This is a genomic window from Sphingomonas caeni (assembly GCF_026013415.1).
Taxonomy (GTDB): domain Bacteria; phylum Pseudomonadota; class Alphaproteobacteria; order Sphingomonadales; family Sphingomonadaceae; genus Sphingomonas; species Sphingomonas caeni.
The window spans coordinates 20488-39747 of record NZ_JAPDOK010000009.1 but is presented as its reverse complement, the minus strand read 5'-3'; the positions used below and the strand labels follow the sequence as shown (position 1 = coordinate 39747).

The 19260-nt window shown below is 67.4% G+C and carries 19 protein-coding genes; 5 read left to right on the top strand and 14 right to left on the bottom strand.

Going from position 1 to position 19260, the window contains the following annotated elements:
* The first annotated feature begins 5 nt into the window (after positions 1 to 5).
* Positions 6 to 1784, top strand: coding sequence for a cation:proton antiporter domain-containing protein (locus OF829_RS17900; protein ID WP_264941530.1), 1779 nt, complete (start codon positions 6 to 8; stop codon positions 1782 to 1784).
* Here the strand turns inward: OF829_RS17900 and OF829_RS17895 are convergent.
* From OF829_RS17895 to OF829_RS17880, 4 genes are read right to left on the bottom strand one after another with little or no spacing between them, the layout of a single operon-like run.
* Entirely contained in the window at positions 1781 to 2236 is a 456-nt protein-coding gene (locus tag OF829_RS17895; protein ID WP_264941529.1) for a hypothetical protein, read from the bottom strand. The genes OF829_RS17900 and OF829_RS17895 overlap by 4 nt on opposite strands.
* Positions 2233 to 4890, bottom strand: coding sequence for an alanine--tRNA ligase (alaS, locus tag OF829_RS17890; RefSeq protein ID WP_264941528.1), 2658 nt, complete (start codon positions 4888 to 4890; stop codon positions 2233 to 2235). The genes OF829_RS17895 and alaS overlap by 4 nt, the downstream gene beginning before the upstream one ends.
* Positions 4891 to 4939: 49 nt before the next feature.
* Positions 4940 to 5488 (bottom strand): site-2 protease family protein, encoded by a 549-nt coding sequence (locus tag OF829_RS17885; protein ID WP_264941527.1) that lies wholly within the window; start codon positions 5486 to 5488, stop codon positions 4940 to 4942.
* 4 nt (positions 5489 to 5492) lie between these two features.
* Positions 5493 to 6758 (bottom strand): M24 family metallopeptidase, encoded by a 1266-nt coding sequence (locus tag OF829_RS17880; RefSeq protein ID WP_264941526.1) that lies wholly within the window; start codon positions 6756 to 6758, stop codon positions 5493 to 5495.
* Positions 6759 to 6847: 89 nt separating this feature from the next.
* Between OF829_RS17880 and OF829_RS17875 the strand changes: the two genes are divergently transcribed.
* Positions 6848 to 8167: a dicarboxylate/amino acid:cation symporter gene (locus tag OF829_RS17875; protein ID WP_264941525.1), complete on the top strand. Its 1320-nt coding sequence runs from the start codon at positions 6848 to 6850 to the stop codon at positions 8165 to 8167.
* Positions 8168 to 8177: 10 nt separating this feature from the next.
* Here OF829_RS17875 and OF829_RS17870 read toward each other — a convergent pair whose 3' ends face one another.
* From OF829_RS17870 to OF829_RS17855, 4 genes are read right to left on the bottom strand one after another with little or no spacing between them, the layout of a single operon-like run.
* Positions 8178 to 8765: a hypothetical protein gene (locus OF829_RS17870; protein WP_264941524.1), complete on the bottom strand. Its 588-nt coding sequence runs from the start codon at positions 8763 to 8765 to the stop codon at positions 8178 to 8180.
* On the bottom strand, positions 8758 to 9384 hold the full coding sequence (locus tag OF829_RS17865) for a glutathione S-transferase family protein (protein ID WP_264941523.1): 627 nt from the start codon (positions 9382 to 9384) through the stop codon (positions 8758 to 8760). The genes OF829_RS17870 and OF829_RS17865 overlap by 8 nt, the downstream gene beginning before the upstream one ends.
* On the bottom strand, positions 9381 to 9860 hold the full coding sequence (locus OF829_RS17860; protein ID WP_264941522.1) for a hypothetical protein: 480 nt from the start codon (positions 9858 to 9860) through the stop codon (positions 9381 to 9383). The genes OF829_RS17865 and OF829_RS17860 overlap by 4 nt, the downstream gene beginning before the upstream one ends.
* Positions 9860 to 10912: an MBL fold metallo-hydrolase gene (locus OF829_RS17855; protein ID WP_264941521.1), complete on the bottom strand. Its 1053-nt coding sequence runs from the start codon at positions 10910 to 10912 to the stop codon at positions 9860 to 9862. Before OF829_RS17855 ends, OF829_RS17860 begins: the two co-directional genes overlap by 1 nt.
* A gap of 366 nt (positions 10913 to 11278) precedes the next feature.
* On the opposite strand from OF829_RS17855, the gene OF829_RS17850 reads away from it, so the two are divergent.
* On the top strand, positions 11279 to 12718 hold the full coding sequence (locus OF829_RS17850; protein ID WP_264941519.1) for a M20/M25/M40 family metallo-hydrolase: 1440 nt from the start codon (positions 11279 to 11281) through the stop codon (positions 12716 to 12718).
* Positions 12719 to 12820: 102 nt separating this feature from the next.
* Here OF829_RS17850 and recA read toward each other — a convergent pair whose 3' ends face one another.
* Entirely contained in the window at positions 12821 to 13906 is a 1086-nt protein-coding gene (recA, locus tag OF829_RS17845) for a recombinase RecA (RefSeq protein ID WP_319951565.1), read from the bottom strand.
* A gap of 24 nt (positions 13907 to 13930) precedes the next feature.
* Between recA and OF829_RS17840 the strand changes: the two genes are divergently transcribed.
* Positions 13931 to 14482 (top strand): hypothetical protein, encoded by a 552-nt coding sequence (locus OF829_RS17840; RefSeq protein ID WP_264941518.1) that lies wholly within the window; start codon positions 13931 to 13933, stop codon positions 14480 to 14482.
* A 2-nt stretch (positions 14483 to 14484) separates the two neighbouring features.
* Here the strand turns inward: OF829_RS17840 and OF829_RS17835 are convergent, their stop codons facing one another.
* From OF829_RS17835 to OF829_RS17820, 4 genes are all read right to left on the bottom strand, one after another.
* Positions 14485 to 15669 carry a cupin domain-containing protein gene (locus tag OF829_RS17835; RefSeq protein WP_264941517.1) on the bottom strand — a complete coding sequence of 395 codons (1185 nt, stop codon included), beginning with the start codon at positions 15667 to 15669 and terminating at the stop codon, positions 14485 to 14487.
* A gap of 74 nt (positions 15670 to 15743) precedes the next feature.
* The gene (locus tag OF829_RS17830; RefSeq protein WP_264941516.1) at positions 15744 to 16625 is read right to left on the bottom strand and encodes a sigma-70 family RNA polymerase sigma factor; all 882 of its coding nucleotides are present in this window, start codon (positions 16623 to 16625) and stop codon (positions 15744 to 15746) included.
* A complete protein-coding gene (locus OF829_RS17825; protein ID WP_264941515.1) occupies positions 16625 to 17089 on the bottom strand; it encodes a carboxymuconolactone decarboxylase family protein in 465 nt (154 codons plus the stop codon). The genes OF829_RS17830 and OF829_RS17825 overlap by 1 nt, the downstream gene beginning before the upstream one ends.
* 74 nt (positions 17090 to 17163) lie before the next feature.
* Positions 17164 to 17886, bottom strand: a complete 723-nt coding sequence (locus tag OF829_RS17820; protein WP_264941514.1) for a polysaccharide deacetylase family protein — start codon at positions 17884 to 17886, stop codon at positions 17164 to 17166.
* A gap of 90 nt (positions 17887 to 17976) precedes the next feature.
* On the opposite strand from OF829_RS17820, the gene OF829_RS17815 reads away from it, so the two are divergent.
* Complete coding sequence (locus tag OF829_RS17815) at positions 17977 to 18885, top strand: CPBP family intramembrane glutamic endopeptidase (protein WP_264941513.1); 909 nt, start codon at positions 17977 to 17979, stop codon at positions 18883 to 18885.
* On the opposite strand, the gene OF829_RS17810 is transcribed toward OF829_RS17815, so the two are convergent.
* Entirely contained in the window at positions 18886 to 19236 is a 351-nt protein-coding gene (locus OF829_RS17810; protein WP_264941512.1) for a response regulator, read from the bottom strand.
* Positions 19237 to 19260 lie beyond the last annotated feature (24 nt).

The following is a 19260-nucleotide window of genomic DNA, read 5'->3' as shown; positions in this document are numbered from 1 at the left end:
GGGGCATGTTGGACCTTCATAACAGCGGATTCAGTGATGCGCTGGTGATCCTGGGCGCCGCCGGGCTCGTCATCCCGGCCTTTGCGCGCTTCCGGATCAGCCCGGTGATCGGCTTCATCCTGGTCGGCGCGCTGGTGGGCCCCGCAGGGCTGGGCAAGGCCGTCGGCAGCCAGCCCTGGCTCTACTACATCACCATTTCCGACGCGCATGCGATCGAGCCGTTCGCCGAATTCGGCATCATCCTGCTGCTCTTCTCGATCGGGCTCGAACTGTCGTTCAAGCGATTATGGGCGATGCGGACGCTGGTGTTCGGGGTGGGCGCGGCGGAGCTGGTCGGGGCGGGGATCATCCTCGCGGCGGCGATCTGGCTGACCGGGCTCAGCGCCGGCGGCGCGATCGGACTGGGGCTGGCGCTCGCCCTCTCCTCCACCGCTTTGGTGGTGCCGATCGCCGGGACGGCCAGCCCGGTGGGCAAGGCCGCCTTCGCGATGCTGCTGTTCGAGGATCTGGCGCTCGTCCCGATCATCTTCCTGCTCGGCGCGATGGCCCCGGGCGCCGCGGCGGCGGGCTATTGGCCGCTGGTGCTGGTGCTGATCAAGGGTGCGGTTACCGTCGGAATATTGTTCGTGGGCGGCAGGCTGCTGCTGCCGCGCATGTTCGGCCAAGCGGCGCGGACCAAGAGCCCCGAGCTGTTCCTCGCCGCCAGCCTGCTGGTGGTGATCGCCGCCAGCCTCGCGACTGCGGCGGCGGGGCTCTCGCCCATCGTCGGCGCGCTGATCGCGGGACTGCTGATCGCCGAAACCGAATATCATAGCGAGGTCGAGGCGATCACCGCGCCCTTCAAGGGCCTCGCGCTCGGCGTGTTCCTGATCACGGTGGGGATGCGGCTCGATTTCGGCTTCGTCCTCTCGCACATCGCCGAACTGGTCGGCGCCGCCGCGCTGGTGATGACGGTGAAGGCCGGCGTCACCATGGGGCTGCTCAAGCTCAGCGGCGCGCGGATGGGCACCGCGGCCGAGACCGGGGTGCTGATGGCGAGCCCGTCCGAGACCACCATCATCGTGCTCGGCGTAGCGGGCGCGGCGGCGCTGATCGCACCCGATACCGTCACCTTCTGGACCACCGTGACCGCGATCGGACTGACCGCGACCCCGGTGCTCGCCAAGGCGGGCAAGCTGATCGCGGCGCTGATCGAGCGGCAGGCGGCGACCGACGAGGTACGCGATACGCCCGTCGATACGGCGGGACCGGGCACGGTGGTGCTTGGCTTCGGCCGCGTCGGGCGAACCGTGGCGGACATGCTGACGCGCCACGGCCTCCCCTATATCGGCGTCGATGCCGATATCGACAATGTAAACGCCGCCCGCCGCGACGGCTATTCGGTGCTCTATGGCGACGTGACCCGCAGCGAATTGGTCGACCGGCTCAATCTCGGCCACGCCAGGGCGCTGATCCTGACGATGGACGATCCGGTGCTCACCGTGCGGCTGACGCGGCGCGTGCGCGGCTGGGTGCCCGGCATCCCGATCATCACGCGCGCCCGCGACGCCGCGCACGCCGCCGAGCTCTACAAGGCCGGCGCGACCGACGCGGTGCCCGAGACGCTCGAAAGCTCGCTCCAGCTCTCGGAGGCGCTGCTGGTTGATCTGGGAATCGCGGTGGGCCCGGTGATCGCGTCGATCCACGAGGAGCGCGACAAGATGCGGCAGGAGATCAAGGACGCGGCACAGATGGAGCGCGAGCCGCGGTTGCGGCGGGTGCGGAAGGCAGAGGTGGAGGGCTAGCCGGCCGGATCGAAATTGCGCGCGATATTGTCGAAGAAATAGGAGACGCGCGGCAGGGTGATCAGCATGTTCATTCCGTAGAATAATGCGAATACCAGCGCGCCATATTTGAAGCCCGCCAGCCTCTCCCCCGCCAAGCCGCCGACGATAGCCACAACCACCGCCGCCATCGTGGAGAAGACGAAGAGCGGCAGGCAGTGCAGCCGATAGTGCAGCCACGCGGCCCTCGCATCGCGCACTATCCACATCCGGCCCGAGGTGAACATCGACAAGGTCGGCCAATTCGGCGCGAACAAGGAATAGTCGGTAAAGGTGATCGCGCCGTCGGCGTGCCACTTCCCGACCTTGTACTGGTCGGAAATACCCTGAGCCAAACGTGTGAGCACCTCTTTATCGGTCGCGCCGGCGATTTCGGCGCGGCCCTCGACAAGCCAGGGCCGGACCAGCCTCACGCCGCCGCCGTCGCCTCCGCCAGCGCAGCCCTGACCGCGTCGATCGCCTCCGCCCCCTTCCCGCCTTCGGGTCCGCCGCCCTGCGCCATGTCGGGCCGGCCGCCGCCGCCCTGGCCGCCGAGCGCGGCGACCGCGGCCTTGACCAGATCGACCGCGCTGTGGCTGGCGAGCAGGTCCTGCGTCACCCCGACCGCGACCGAGGCGCGGCCTTCGTTGACCGCGACCAGAGCGACCACGCCCGAGCCGACCCGCGCCTTGGCTTCATCCACTGCGCCACGCAGTTCCTTGGGATCGAGCCCGTCGATCACCTGGCCGACAAAGGCCACGCCACCGACCTGCTCGGGCCCCGCCGCGGGCGCGGACCCGCCGCCGCCCATCGCCAGCGCCTTCTTCGCATCGGCCAGCTCGCGCTCGAGCTTGCGCCGTTCCTCGACCAAAGCCGCAACGCGGGCCGGAACCTCTTCCGGCGAGGCCTTGAGCACCGACGCCGTTTCGCGCAGCCGCTCGTCGCGCGCGACCAGCCATTGCCGGGCGGCCTCGCCGGTCAGCGCCTCGATTCGGCGCACACCCGAGGAGACCGCGGCCTCCGAGACGATCTTGAAGATCGCGATATCGCCCGTCGCCGCGACATGAGTGCCACCGCACAGCTCGACCGAATAGGCCAGCTCGTCGAGACTGCCCATCGAGAGCACGCGGACCTCGTCGCCATATTTCTCGCCGAACAGCGCCATCGCGCCCGCGGCGATCGCGTCGTCGGGGGTCATCAGTCGGGTGCTGACCGCCTCGTTGCGGCGGATCTGGGCGTTCACGTCCGCCTCGACATCGGCAATCTCCTGCGGCGTCAGCGCCGAGGGGTGCGAGAAATCGAAGCGGAAGCGATCGGGCGCAACCAGGCTGCCCTTCTGCGTCACATGCCCGCCGAGCCGGTTGCGCAGCGCCGCGTGGACGAGATGCGTCGCCGAATGATTGGCGCGGATCTGGTCGCGGCGCACGGCATCGACCTTGAGGTGGACGGTGTCGCCCACCGCGATCTCGCCGCTCTCGATCGTCGCGTGATGCGCGTGGAGGCGGCCAAGCGGCTTGGACGTGTCGTCGACCCGCGCCTTGAGCCCCTTGTCGTTGCCCAGCGTGCCGGCGTCGCCCATCTGGCCGCCGCTTTCGCCATAGAAGGGCGTCTGGTTGGTGAGGATGATCGCCTCGCCCGCCTCGGCCTTCTCGACGCGCGCGCCGTCCTTGACGAGCGCGACCACCTGCCCCTCGCCTTCGGTCGAGGTATAGCCGGTGAATTCAGTGCCCCCGAACTCGTCGGCGATGTCGAACCACACATCCTCGCTCGCCTTGGCGCCCGACCCCTTCCAGGCGGCGCGGGCATTGGCCTTTTGCTCGGCCATGGCCGCGTCGAATCCGGCGCGATCGACGGCCATGCCGTGGCCACGCAGCGCATCCTCGGTCAAGTCGTAGGGGAAGCCATAGGTGTCGTAGAGCTTGAACGCGGTCTCGCCGGGGAGCGTATCGCCCTCGGCCATGCTCGCCGTCGCCTCGTCGAGCAGGCGCAGACCATTGGACAGCGTCTGGCGGAAGCGCGTTTCCTCCTGCAGCAGCGTCGCCTCGATCAGCGGCTGCGCGCGGACCAGCTCGGGATAGGCGGCGCCCATTTCCGAGACGAGCGACGGCACCAGCCGGTGCATCAGCGGCTCCTTGGCGCCGAGGATATGCGCGTGCCGCATCGCGCGGCGCATAATCCGGCGGAGCACATAGCCGCGGCCCTCGTTCGCCGGCAGCACGCCGTCCGCCACCAGGAAGCCCGAGGCGCGGAGGTGATCCGCGATCACGCGGTGGCTCGCCTGATTGTCGCCGGTGGTGTGGGTGCGGGTCAGCGCGCCGCTCTCGGCGATCAGCGCCTTGAACGTGTCGGTATCGTAGTTGTCGTGGACGCCCTGGAGCACCGCCGCGATGCGCTCCAGCCCCATGCCGGTATCGATGCTCGGCTTGGGCAGGTCGCTGACGATTACGTCCGCCTCCTGCAGATGCTGCATGAAGACGAGGTTCCAGATCTCGACGAAACGGTCGCCATCTTCTTCCGGCGATCCTGGGGGCCCGCCCCAAATATGGTCGCCATGATCGTAGAAGATCTCGGAGCAGGGCCCGCACGGCCCGTCCGGGCCCATCGCCCAGAAATTGTCCTTGGTCGGGATGCGGATGATGCGGCTCTCGGGCAGGCCCGCGATCTTCTTCCACAGATCGAATGCCTGATCGTCAGTGTGGTAGACAGTCGCGGTCAGCCGGTTCGGATCGAGGCCCCATTCGCGCGTCAGCAGCGTCCAGGCGTGATTGATCGCCTGTTCCTTGAAATAATCGCCAAACGAGAAATTGCCGAGCATTTCGAAGAAGGTATGGTGGCGCGCGGTATAGCCGACATTGTCGAGATCGTTATGCTTGCCACCCGCGCGGACGCATTTCTGGCTGCTCGCGGCAGTCGAATAGGCGCGCGATTCGAGGCCGGTGAAGACGTTCTTGAACGGCACCATGCCCGCATTGACGAACATCAGCGTCGGATCGTTGTGCGGGACCAGCGGCGCGGAAGGCACGCGCGCATGCCCCTGGCCTTCGAAATAGTCGAGGAACGAGCGGCGAATATCGTTGGTGGACGTCATGATTGCGACTTAGGGAAGCGCGATGTCACACTCAAGCGAAACGGTTCGATCAGGACGATCGGGTGCGTGAACGACGGTAGCGTGCCGAGAGCGCGAAGAGGATGTGATCGCCGTCGCTCCCCCTGAACGGGATCAGGTTGAGCAGCGCCATGCCGGTCGAGACCGCCGCCAGCGCGGTGGCCAGGTCGGCGAGCGGGCGATGCACGAGCAACGCCGCTGCCCCGGCCGCCAGCGTGAGCGCGACATTGGCGGCGGGCCCGGCAACGGCGATGATCGCGTGCCCCCGCCGGGCGTTGATCCGGTCGAGGCTGTAGGTCACATAACCGCCCAGGTCGCCCTTCCCCACCGGCGGCGTCAGCTTGAACCGGCGCGGCTTCAGCTGGAGCCGGAACGGCACCACGACGATCGTCTTGATCTGACCGCCAACCGCCCGAACCGCGACGGCATGGCCCAGTTCGTGGACGAGCGTGCCGATGAAGATCAGCAGCAGCACGAGCAATATGCGCTCGATCTGCCCACTGCCGAAGCTCAGCTCCGACAGCGAGGCGATCACCGCGATATTGACTGTCAGGTACAGGAGCAGGGCGACGAAGCGCATCGGCTCAGCCCAGGGGCGCATCGATCGATGAGGGCGGGACCGAGAACCATTGGGGTCCGGTCTCGGTCATATGGAAGCAATCCTCGAGCCGCACGCCGAAGCTGCCGGGAATGTAGATGCCGGGCTCGTTCGAGAAGCACATGCCGGCGCCGAGCGGGGTCTTCTCGCCGCGGACGAGGTTGACCGGCTCGTGCCCGTCGAGCCCGATCCCGTGTCCGGTGCGGTGCGAGAGGCCGGGCAGCTTGTAATCCGGGCCATAGCCCTGCGAGACATAGTAGCGGCGGACGGCGTCATCGACATGGCCCGCGGGCACGCCGAGCTGCGCCGCCTCGAATGCGACCGCTTGGCCGTGGCGGACCTGGTCCCACACCTTGCGCTGCTCGGGCGTAGCAGTGCCATGGACGAGGGTGCGCGAGATATCGGACTGATAGCCATGGACGGTGCAGCCGCAGTCCATCAGCACCACCTCGCCCGGCGTCACCTTTTGCGGCTTGCCGGTGCCGTGCGGATAGGCCGCCGCTTCGCCCAGCAGGATCAGCGCGAATTCGGGATCGCCGCCGAGCTTTTCGGTCGCGGCGTTCATCAGCGCGCCGATCTGAGCGGGGTTCATTCCCGCCTCGATCCGCGGCACCGCCCAGCGATAGGCGGCGATGGTCACGTCGGCGGCGAGCTGTAGCAGCGCGATCTCGGGCGCGGTCTTGATCATGCGGCAGCCGCGCACGACCGGGTTGGCGGGCACGATCTTCACCCCCGGCAGTGCCTGTTGCAGCCCCGCGACGATGAAGTAGCGGTCGGTCTCCTCGATCCCGACGGGGCGATTTGCGAGCTTGCGCTCCTTGAGGAGCCCAGCGACGAGGGCCAGCGGATCCTCATCCTCCTGCCACACCCGGACTTCGGCCGGGATGCCGAGCCGCTCATGCGTGCGCGGCGCCTCGAAGAAGGGCGTGACGATGCACGGATCGCCCTCGACCGGCAGGATCGCGCAGGTCAGCCGCTCGCTGCGGCTCCAGTTGATCCCGGTGAAATAGACCAGGGACGACCCCGCCTCGATCAGCACCGCGCCGATGCCGCGCTTCGCCATCAGCGCCTGCGCGCGGGCGATTCGGGCGCGGCGCTCGGCCTCTCCGATCGGCTGGGCACCCGCGGTGAGGCTCTGGAGTTCGGCGAGATCGGGTTCGGCGGCGCGGAGCAGGTCCGCCACGCCCAATAGCGGCAGCGTGGCGGCGGCCTTGAGCCCCGTCTTGAGCATGGTGCGGCGGCTGGCGAACATCGGCGTCTCCCCTTCCCACTCGATACGGCGCTTGACCCGGGCCCCACAATCCCCTTCGCTGCCGCCCAAAGATTCTTGGGGGACGCCAGATGGGCAAGCGACTGACCTGGTTCATTCTGTTGGGGCTGATCCTGGGCGGCCTGATCGGCTGGCAGCTCAATGTCCGCTTCGAGGATGGCGGCGGCGCGGGCACCAAGCAGTTGGCCGATATCGCTTACTATCTCGACATCCCTACCCAGATGTTCCTCCATCTGATCAAGATGATCATCGCGCCGTTGGTGGTCTCCACGCTCGTCGTCGGCATCGCGCATATGGGCGGCGGTGGGGCGATCGGGCGCGTCGGCTTCAAGGCCTTCTTCTGGTTCGTCTGCGCCAGCCTGATCTCGCTGTCGCTGGGTCTCGTGCTGGTCAACGCGCTGCATCCGGGCATGGGGCTCAACCTCCCGCTGCCCGAGGCGGGCAAGACCGCCGGGATCGAGCCGTTCGACGCGGCCAAGTTCTTCATCCACCTCGTCCCCACCAGCGCGATCGACGCGATGGCGACCAACGACATCATCCAGCTCGTGGTCTTCTCGCTCTTCTTCGGCACCGGCCTCGCCGCGGTGGGCGAGAAGGGCAGGCCGCTGGTTCGGGGACTCGAATCACTGGTGTCGGTGATGCTGACCGTCACGGGCTATGTCATGCTGTTCGCCCCGATTGCGGTGTTCTGCGCGGTGGCGCGCACGCTCGCGACCAAGGGCGTGAGCGTGGTGGGCGATCTCGCCTTCTTCATGGGCAGCTTCTACCTGGGCCTCTTCATCCTCTGGGCGGTGCTGCTCGGGGCGTGCTTCCTGTTCGTGGGGCCACGCACCGGCACGCTGCTGCGCTATCTGCGGGATCCGATCCTGCTGGGTTTCTCGACCGCCTCGTCCGAGGCCGCCTATCCGCGCACGCTCGACGCGCTCGACCGGTTCGGCGTGCCGCCCAAGATCGCCAGCTTCGTGTTGCCGCTCGGCTATTCGTTCAATCTCGACGGCTCGATGATGTACATGACCTTCGCGTCGATCTTCATCGCGCAGGCCTATGGCATCCATCTCGACTGGTCGACGATGATCCAGATGCTGCTGATCCTGATGATCACCAGCAAGGGCATCGCCGGCGTGCCGCGCGCCAGCCTGGTGGTGATCACGGGCACGCTGGGGCATTTCAACATTCCGGAGGCCGGCATCCTGCTGATCCTCGCGGTCGATCACTTCCTCGACATGGGGCGGACCGCAACCAATGTGATCGGCAATGCGGTCGCGGCGACGGTGGTCGCGCGCTGGGAGGGGCAGCTCGATGCGCCGCAGGAGGCCGAGCCGGCGGTGGCGGGAATCAAGCCGCCAGTGACGCCGGAGGTGGATAGCTTCGGAGACATGCCGGCGGGGTAAGCCCCGCCGCCTATTGCTCGTCTTCGGGCATCAGCGGCGACCAGGACCAGTCGCGGCTGGCGAGCAGCGACCGCGCGGCTTCGTCGCAGCCAGGATGATAATGATGCTCGTGCGGCACCGGAAGCTGGGGTTCGCCCCGGCTGAATCCCAATCCGCGCAGGCCATTCTCCAATGCCTCGACCGGCCCGTAGCCATAGACAAGGTCGTGGCGGTCCCAGACTATCGTGGCGCGGTCCTCGGGCGAATAGACCCACAGATCGAAGCGGGCGTCGCTCGACAGGAAGGTCGCGAAGGTCTCGACGAAGGCGCGGAGCTCGGCCCCCGATATCTCCTCGCTCTGATACCGCCCCGGCTCGGTCTCACTCCTTGGTGTATGCAGAATGTAAAGGAGGATGAAGGGGGGCGTCAGGCATTCGGCGAGTTTGAGGAACACCAGCGGATCGCTTCCCGGCGCGGTGGCCATAAGCCTCGATTGACCATTGGCGGTGCGGTGTATGTCGAAGACCGGCGGGTGCGAATAGGGCCGCCACGCGTCATCCACGAGGTGGCCGAGCTTGTACGGTGCGCCGCCGTCGGCCTTTGGCGCGGCGTCACGCATAGGCATAGGGCCCGCCGCGGGCGAGCGCGGCCTGATAGGCCGGGCGGGCATGGACCTTTTTGAGCCAGGCGGCGAGGTGCGGGCGGCCTTGCGCGGCATTGGCGCGGGCGATCGCGGCTTCGAGGGGGAAGCTCATCATCACGTCAGCGGCGGTCATCGCGTCGCCGGCGAACCAGTCGCGCTTCGCCAGCTCGGATTCGACGTAGTTCAGGTGGATATCGATCATCGGCTGGATGCGCTTCTGCGACGATTTGCCGAACAGCGGCACGCGGCCGAGCACGAGCTTGAGCAGCAGCGGCGGCATCAGCGAGCCCTCGGCATAGTGCATGAACTGGCGGTAGCGCAGCGCATCCTCGCGGTGCGCGGGGGCGCCGAGGCGGCCATCGGCAAGCTCGACGATATATTCGACGATCGCCGCGGTCTCGACCAGCGTGTGGCCGCCATGCTCGACGATCGGCGACTTGCCGAGCGGATGGATGCGGCGCAGCTCGGGGGGAGCGAGCGAGGTCTTCCTGTCGCGCTTGTAGTGGATCACCTCATAGGGAAGGCCAAGCTCCTCGAGCAGCCACAGGATGCGCTGCGAGCGGGAATTCTCGAGGTGGTGGACGGTGACGGTCATGCGGAGTCCTTCGCGGCGGGCCGACGCGGGCGCTGGTTGGGGGAAATCGACTTGACGATCGTGCGGCCGATGCCGGTTTCGGGCAAGGGGATGCGGGCATGCTCGAGCGCCGCGGCGATCATCGCGGCGACGGGCGGGGCATCGAATGTGTCCGGGCCAGCGAGGACGATCGAGCGGACGCGGCTGCCCGCGCCTTCGAGGATCTTGTCCGGATCCGGGAGACCGGCACCCTGGAGGAAGAAGAGGCGGACGATGCGGGGATAGGCGGCGATAGACAGGATCGCCTCCGAGCTGGTCTCGCGGGGAGCATAGCCGAGCGCGAGCGCGTTGCAATTGTCATAGACCAGCTCGTTGGCGGTGGGGATGCGGGCGCGGAGCGCGGCGCGGCAGGCGCGGATGCGGCCGGCGATTTCCGGAGTGAAGCGGGCGACGAGGGTCTCGACCTCCTGCTCTACGGGTTCATCGGGCGCGAGCATCAGATGAGCAGCGCGGGGTCCTCGCCCGCATCGATCGGATAGCCCTGCTCGCGCCAGCCTTTCATGCCCCCGTCCAGCGCCACCGCGCGGCGGAAGCCGAGCTGGCGCAGCGTCGCTGCGGCGAGCGTCGAGATCTTGCCGAGTTCGCAGACGGTGAGGATCTCGAGATCGGGATCGGGGAAGGTATGGTCGACCTTGAGTTCGAGTTGGCCGCGGGCCAGATGCCGCGCGCCGGGGATATGGGCCGCGGCATAGGCATCGCGCTCGCGGACGTCGAGGATCACGAAATCGTTGCGCTTCTGGCCCAGGCGCGCGGCGAGTTCATCGAGCGAGACGAAGGGGATGTCGGCGGCGGCCTCGGCGAGGAGCTGGCGGACGGTCTTGCCACCCGACATGTTGGTGCGCAGCGCCTCGGTCAGATGGGTGGGCGCCGAGAGATTGAGACCGCGCATCATCTCCACGAATTCGGCGCGGTCGCGCTTCTGGAGGCGGGGATTGGTCTCGATCTCGGCGCCGATGCTCGAATGGCTGCGCTCCTCATAGTCGTGCGCCGGATAGACGCGCGTTTCGGGCGGCAGCGTGAGCAGCTTGCCGAACAGGCTGTCATGGAGCTGATCGGGATCGCCGGTCGGAAGATCGGTGCGGCCGGTGCCGCCGATCAGGAGCGTATCGCCGGTAAACACGCGGTCCCCGGCATGGAGGCACATCGAGTCGCGGGTATGGCCGGGGGTGTGGAGCACCTTGAGGCGAAGATCGCCCACGACGATCAGCTGGCCGTCCTCGACGCGCATCCCGACATGCGGCGCGGGGGCATTGCGGTGCATGATGACCGGAATGCCGAGCCGCTCGCCGAGGTCGCGGGCAGCGGAGAAATGGTCGGCATGGGTGTGGGTTTCGATGATGGTGCGGATGCGCAGGCCCTCGCGCGCGGCGATGCCCAGATAGCGGTCGGCCTGGCCGAGCGCGGGGTCGATCAGTGCGGCGGCGCAGGTCGCGGGGCAGCCGATCAAATAGGATTGGCATCCTCCATCGGCGATCTGGTGAAAGATCATGCGGTCCCCTCTCCGCCCTCTCCTAGCCCGGCCCGTTGAAGCGAGAAAGGCCCGGCGCGACGGGCAAGTCGTGCCGGGCCTCCCGATGGGAGCTTTGTCCCGTGACCACAGCCTCGCGCATTAAGCGCGGCGGCGCGGCCGAAACTGTGTGACGCTCAGGCCGCCGCGTGCTTCTCCGCGCTAGCCAGGACCGGAGATCCGCTCCCCGATTTTCCACGTCTGGTTGATGATGTACACTAAATGTTCCCAATGAACAATAGGGGAACATAATTTTTCGCTATCGGATGCTCGATGGCGGCGGGCGCCGACGCATCCGAACAGATGAGGGTTCGCGTACTCCGCGCAGAAGAACGGAGACGAAAGAGAATGATGCCGAACAGGCCGGCGCGCCGCGCCCCTTTTCCAGGCAAGGCGCGGATCGCCGCGCGAAGCCTGTCGCACGCGATCCCGGCCCTCGCCCTCCTCTTCGCGCCGGCCGTCCGCGCCCAGGACCTGCCGGCCGCGCGCGCGACGCTGGCCGAGCTGGTGGGGATCAACACCGTGCAGAAGAACGGCACGCGGGTGGCGGCCCAGGCCGTGATACGGCGCCTGCGGGCGGCGGGGTTTCCGGACAGCGATATCCGGTTGCTGGCGCCGGACGCGGCGCCTGACCAGGCGAATGTGGTGGTTCGGCTTCGCGGCAAGGGCGCGGGCAAACCGGTGCTGTTCCTGGCGCATCTCGATGTGGTGGAGGCGCTGCCGCAGGACTGGACCCATGACCCGTTCACGCTGACCGAGGCCGATGGCTGGTATTATGGCCGCGGCACGATGGACATCAAGGGCGAGGTCGCCGCGATCCTGACGGCGCTGATCCGGCTCAAGCAGGAAGGCTTTGTTCCCGAGCGCGATATCATCGTCGCCTTCACCGCGGACGAGGAGGTCACCGATTATGACGGTGTCGATTTCCTGCTGAAAACCCATCGCGGCCTGATCGACGCCGGGCTGGTGCTCAATGCCGATGCAGGCGGGGGCACGATCCGGGACGGCCGGCGGCTCTTCTACGGCTTCCAGACCAGCGAGAAGATCTATGCTGCGTTCGAGGTCGAAGCGACCAACCCCGGCGGGCACTCGTCGGTGCCGCGGCCCGACAATGCCATCTACCGGCTCGCCCATGCCCTGGAGCGGATCGAGGGACTGCGCTTCCCGGTGCATCTGACCGACACCACGCGCGCCTATTTCACCCGGACGGCAGCGCTCGAACAAGGCCAGACCGCCATCGACATGCGTGCCGTGGCCCGCAGCGCCGACCGGCAAGCGGCGGATCGGCTGAGCATGAATCCCGAGCGCAACGCCAATCTGCGGACGACCTGCGTCGCCACCCAATTGTCGGGCGGGCATGCCGAGAACGCCCTGCCCCAGCGCGCCAAGGCCACGGTGCAGTGCCGTGTGATCCCGGGCGAGCGCATCGAGGAGGTGAAAGCCGCGCTGGCCGAAGCGATCGGCGACCCCGGCATCGCCTTGACCGAAATCCGCCCGGTGGTTCCTAGCCCCGAATCGCCGCCGACGCCGGAAGTGACCGCGCTGTTCACGCAGACGGTGCAGAGCATGTGGCCCGGGCTGACCGTGATGCCGGTGATGGACACGGGCGGATCGGACTCGGTCTATACGCGCGCCGCCGGTATGCCGACCTATGGCGCCATGTCGATCTTCTACGATCCCGACGACATCCGCGCGCACGGCAGGGACGAGCGGATCAGCGTCCGGGCCTTCGCGGAGGGCGTCGAGTTCACCTATCGGCTGATGAAGGCGGCGGCGCTGATGCGATGACGCGCGCGCACACGGCCCCGCATGGGTGCCGTGGGCGCAGCCTCGCGCGTCAAGCGCGGCGGCGCGACCGAAAGTTAGGAAAGTTAGGGGGTAGCCCCTAACTCACAACTCGTCGTCGCCATCCTCGTCGGGCTCGGGGCCAGCCATCATCTCCTCCGCGACCTTTTCGGTGCGCGCGCGGATCTGCGCTTCGAGCCGGTTGCAGAGGTCGGCATTCTCCTTGAGGAAGATCTTGGCGTTCTCGCGGCCCTGGCCGATGCGGACGCTGTCATAGGAGAACCAGGCGCCCGATTTCTCGACCAGGCCGGCCTTGACTCCGAGATCGAGGATCTCGCCGATCTTCGAGATGCCCTCGCCATACATAATGTCGAACTCGACCTGCTTGAACGGCGGCGCGACCTTGTTCTTGACGACCTTCACCCGGGTGGTGTTGCCGATGATATCGTCGCGGTCCTTGATCTGGCCGGTGCGGCGGATGTCGAGTCGGACCGAGGCGTAGAATTTGAGCGCGTTGCCGCCGGTCGTGGTCTCCGGATTGCCGTACATCACGCCGATCTTCATGCGCAGCTGGTTGATGAAGATCACCATGCAGCGCGAGCGGCTGATCGAACCCGTCAGCTTGCGCAGCGATTGCGACATCAGCCGGGCCTGGAGCCCGACATGGCTGTCGCCCATCTCGCCCTCGATCTCGGCGCGGGGCACCAAAGCGGCGACCGAATCGACCACCAGCACGTCGATCGCATTCGAGCGGACGAGTGTATCGACAATCTCGAGCGCCTGCTCGCCGGTATCGGGCTGCGATACGATCAGCTCATCGATATTGACCCCGAGCTTCTTGGCATAGACCGGATCGAGCGCGTGCTCGGCATCGACGAACGCCGCGGTGCCGCCGCCGCGCTGCGCCTCGGCGATGACATGGAGCGCGAGCGTGGTCTTGCCCGAGCTTTCGGGGCCATAGACCTCGATCACGCGGCCACGCGGCAGGCCGCCGACGCCGAGCGCGATGTCGAGCCCGAGGGAGCCGGTCGAGATCGCCTCGACCTGCATCGTTTCCTTGGAACCCAGGCGCATCGCGCTGCCCTTGCCGAACGCGCGGTCGATCTGCGCGAGCGCGGCGTCGAGCGCCTTCTGCCTGTCGCTGGTGGGAGCTGCCATTTTGCTGTCGATGACCTTCAGAGATGCCGCCATTTTCGATGCCCTCGCCACTGAAAGATGTCCACCAATTCGTTTCTGTTGGATACGGCGTATCCCATTTGTTCCGAAAGAACAAGAGCGGAACGAACAAAATGGAACAAAAAGCGCCTGAATGCCGCTTGCGGGAGGGAAAAGCCGCGCCGATGGTGCGGCAATGACGACGAAATCGCGATCCTGTCGCTGCCCAATTCGCGCGGCGCCTTCGCGGTCACAAGGCCGCTCTCGACCTCGATCGTCGTCAATCTGAGCGATATCGGGCGCGACACCGTGCTGAACGGCGCGGCGATGGGCGGCGACCGCACGCTGAACGGGACGATCGCGCACGAGAGCGCGCATCTGCTGATCTATAGGCGCTACGGGATATTCGCCGCGGTCAGCTATCCGCGCTGGGCGATCGAGGGCTATTGCGACCATGTCGCGGGTGAGAGCAGCCTGAGCGCGGCCGAGGCGGAAACGCTGCGGCGTGCGGGGCAGACGCCCTCTGCCCTCATCTATTACGATGCGCGGGTTCGGGTGGACAGGGCGCTGGCCGGCGGGATGAGCGTCGACGCGCTGATGCGGGGCAACTGAATTCAGGCGCGCGGCGCGACCAGCCCCGCCCGCTGGAGCAGCTGGACCAACGCTCTCAGCGCCTCCTCGCCATGCTGGGGATAATGCGCCGCCAGCTGCTGGAACGAGACGAGGCTCTGGCCGAGGAACCAGCGCGCGGGCGCCTCCATCAGGCCGAGCGGGGCCTCGCCGCCATCCCAGGCCAGCGTCGCTCCTTCCTCGTCCAGCTCGACCCGGCACGGATGCTCGCTCCGCACGAAGAAGTCCGGCCGGGGACGCTCGGGGAGCGCCAGTTCGCGAAACGGTCTGGCCAGCTCAAGCTGCTCGTTGACGAGCGTGGACAGGAAGGCCGGGGTCCGCATCAGTTCGGCGGCGCGCTCCGACAGCAGCGCGAGCCGGTCGGCGAGCAGGCGCCCGCCATCGGCGCGGGCATCGGGGAGCCAGGCGCGGAATAGCGGGTCGCGCATCGCCAGTTCCTCCAGGATGCGGAACAGGATCCGCCCGCTGTGGCGCGCGACCGAAAAGGTGATGTGGAGCGACGCTTCCGACCAGGCCAGCGCGTCGTGATAATAGCCGCGCGGGATGTAGAGCAGGTCGCCGGGGCGCATGCGGACCTCCATCAGCACCGGCCCCTTGGCGGCATCGATTTCCGCCTGCGCATCGGGCCCGCCATGCTGATCGACGGGATCGGCGGCGCGGTTGCGGTAGATGCGCCAGACCTTCTCGCCCTCGCAATGAACCGCGAACACATCGTGCAGGTCGAGATGGCTGCGAAAGGCCTGGACGCCCTGGAAGGAGCAATAGGCGTTGGCGCTTGAGTTGCCGAGGAACCGGCCGCCCAGCATGGTGGTGACCTGTTTTAGTTCGGCGCAAGCATTCTCGACCGCATCGGCGACGAGGCTCGCGCCCAGGGCGAGGAGCGATTCGATCTTGGCGGGATCGGCACGCCGCTCAAAACCCACCGACGTGGCGACATCGTCGAGATAATGTTCGGTCGGCAGCGGAGCTCCGTTGAGGAGCAGCTTGATATTCTCCTGGCGCCAATGACCGGCAATGCCGAGCAGCGCGTTGAGCCGGGACCAGGAGAGCAAGGCGCGGCGGTGCTCGCCCGCCTCGCCGGTAGCCGGGATGTGGAGCGGCACGCGGTCATAGGTCTCGTCGAGGAAGGTCCGGACGGGAACGGGAGCGAGGAGGTCGGCGAAGTCCATGGAACAGGCTTAGGCGCACCCGGCGGGTTGTCGAGTCCGCGCGGCCCGATCTCATCCTGGCCGCAACCGGGATTTCAATGCAGCGCCTCGCCCGCCAGATGCCTCAGCTTCTCCGGGTTACGCTGGATATAGATGGCGGCGATCCGGCCGTCCCGGATGTCGAGGGCGGTCGTCTGGATCATGCCATCGGCCTCGCGCGTGACGAAGCCCGGCAGGCCGTTGATCCGGGCATAGCGGACCAGCTCCCAACCATGTTTGGCGAAGAGCACCGCGAAGCCCTTGTGGAGCTTCAGCACGTGATCGGCGCCGAGGATGACATCGGGCGCGGCCGGGCGGAGGCCGCCGCCGTCCGAATGCATCGCGACATCGGCGGAGAGCAGCGCGCTGAGGCCGGCCATATCGCCGCTGCGAGATGCGGCGAAGAACGCCTGGGCGATCGCCTCGCCGCGCTCCTGCGGCACATCGAAGCGCGGACGTTCGGCGCGGACATGTGCCCGCGCGCGGCTCGCCAGCTGGCGGCAGGCGGCGGGATCGCGCTGGATCGTAGCGGCGATCTCGTCGAAGCCGAGACCGAACACGTCGTGCAACAGGAACGCGGCACGCTCGAGCGGCGAGAGGCGCTCGAGCGCGAGCATCAGCGGTAGCGTGACGTCGTCCGCCACTTCCTCTTCCTCGACCACCGGATCGGGGAGCCAGGGGCCGATATAGGTCTCGCGCTGCCGCCGCGCCGATTTGAGCAGATCGAGGCAGAGCCGCGTGACGATGCGGCGCAGGAACGCCTCGGGCTCCAGCACGGCGGCGCGATCGACGCCTTCCCAGCGTAGCCAGGCGTCCTGCACCACATCCTCCGCGTCCGCGACCGATCCGAGCATGCGATAGGCGATGCGCACCAGGCGCGGACGCAGCGCGTCGAACGCCGCCGCGGCGTCGGGCGACGGCGGGGCGGCGCTCGCCATCACGCGGCCTTCCGGTCGGCGGCGGCAACCGTGTGGCTAAGGCGAAACCCCGCGCCGAGGCGGTTGAAGGCATTGATCGTGCCGATCGCGATGGTGAGCGCGACACGTTCGGCTTCGCTGAATTCGGCCTCGACCGCGGCATAGGCTTGGTCGGAGACGTCATGATCGGCGAGCCGGGTCAGCGCGTCGGTCCATCCGAGCGCGGCGCGTTCGCGCGCCGAATAGAGCGGCGATTCCTGCCAGGCGCTCAGCATGGTCACGCGCATTTCGGTCTCGCCGGCCTTGCGCGCATCGCGCGAATGCATGTGGAGACAGATCGCGCAGCGGTTGATCTGCGAAGCGCGGATCTTCACCAGATCGAGCAGGCTGTGCTCGAGCCCGCTCGCCGCGGCCGAACTGGTCGCGAAATCGATGAGCGGCTGGGTAAGGCCGCTATGGGCATAGGGGTTCATTCGGGCAGTCATCTCAATGCTCCTTCTAGCTTGCGATGACATGACGAGACAGGCTTGCCGGATGTGACATCCCCGGCGAAAAATCGTCAGCGCGCGTGCTTGAGCAACTCGCCGACCGTCACCACGCGATAGCCCCGCGCCTTCAGCCCTTCGAGGATCAGCGGGAGCGCGTCGCGCTGGACCTGGCCGGGCTTGTACATGACGTGCATCACCACGATCGATCCGGGCTTCACCCGCGCGAGGGTGGTGTCGGCGAAAGCACGCGCGCTGGGGCCGGTCATCTGGTCCTCATAGTCCCAGGTGACGGTGGTGTAACCGGCGCGGGCGACCGCGATCGGGAGGCCGGTGAGCTTCTTGCCGTTGGGCGGGCGGAAGAAATGCGGGTTGGGCTGGCCCGCGGCGCGGAGCAGCGCGTCGGTGCGGCGGATCTCGGCCTCGTAGCTGCCGGGGAAGAGGCCCCACATGCGCTGGTGGTAGAAGCTGTGATTGCCGAGCTCGTGGCCCGCCGCGACGAGGCGCTGGGCCTGGCCAGGGTGCCATTCCATCTCCTGCCCGACGAGGAAGAAGGTGGCGTGCGCGCCATAGCGCTCGAGCACGGGGAGGACCGCGTCGACGCCGAGCGGGGTGGGTCCGTCGTCGAAGGTGAGCGCAATCAGCTTTTCGTCGGTTTCGACCTTGCAGACCGGCGTGCCGATCAGCTGCCAGCAGGCGGCCTTGCTGATCTCGAAGGTGACGAAGAGCAGCGCAAGCAGCACCGCGAGGATGGCGGCGGCGGCGATCGCGCGGCGGCGGGTGACGAAGCGGGTCATGGGCCGATGCTGGCACGGCCAAAGTCGTTTCGCCAGCGCTATGGACTTTAGTGTGTTATGTGACTAATTCACCATGTCAGGAGGATATCCATGACGAACCGCGCCAATCTCACCGCCTGGGGCATCTATGCCATGCTGTGGGCCGCGGCGACCGGATATCTGGCGATGAAGGGGGCCGACTGGACCTTTCCGCTGATCTCGCTCGGCATTTTCGGGGTGGTATGCACCGGGATCGCCTGGGTGCTTACGCTGCGGACCGACCCGCCCGAGACGCCGGTGGACCGCCCGGGGCTCGAGCTGGGCGCGGTGCTGCTCTACCTTGTCCTCTATGCCTTCGCCTTTCTCGGCTGGGGAATGGGCGCGCTCAGGGCGCTGGCCGAGGCGGGGCAGGCACAGGATATCATCGTGCTGGCGGGCAAGCTGGTGGTGCATGTCGCCCTGCCCGCCTTCCTGCTGATCGCGCTGGGCGCGCGGGTGAAGCCGCTGTTCGACAGCGGCACCGAGCGGCGGGGCTTCTGGCCGGTGCTGGTGGTGCTGAGCCTGATCTTTCTCGGGCTGCTCGCGGTGGTGAGCCCGTCGCTCAAGCAGATCGGGGACTTGCATCCGAGCCGGGCGACCCTGCTCTGGGCGGCGCCGGTCTCGTATCTCTGGATCACGCTGGAGGCGGGGCTGTGCGAGGAATTCCTGTTCCGCGCGGTGCTCCAGAGCAGACTCGCGGCGGTGCTCAAGTCACCGATGGCGGCGGTGCCGCTCGCCTCGATCCTGTTCGCGCTGGCGCATGTCCCCGGCCTCTATCTGCGCGGCAATGCCGAGACCGATGGCTGGTCGCCCGATGTGGTGCAGGTGATGGCGTTCACCGTGGCGACGCTCTCGCCGCTCAGCCTGTTCTTCGGGACGGTCTGGGCGCGGACGCGGAGCCTGATGCTCGTCGTGCTGCTCCACGGAATGATCGACGTGCTGCCCAACCTGCCCGAATTCCTCGAGCATTGGGCGCGATAGTCAGACGAGCGCGTCGAGCGCCCGCTCCACCGCGTCCATGGTGAAGGGCTTGGAGAGCGTCGGGCGGCCGCGATAGGCCTCGGCGATGCTGTCGCCGCCCGCGCCAGTCGAGAGCAGGAAGGGGATGCCCGCCTTCGCCAGCGCGTCGGCGACGGCCCAGCTCTGTTCGCCCCCGCGCAGATTGACGTCGAGGATCGCAGCGTCGATCCCGCCAATCTCGACTGCGGCGATCGCATCGGCGACGCTGTCGGCCACGCCCACCAGCTCGCGGCCGAGCGCTTCCAGGAAATCCTCGAGCATCATCGCGATCAGCGGTTCGTCCTCGACGATCAGGATGCGTTGGGCGGCCATGCGGCGAATTTCTTACAGATCGGT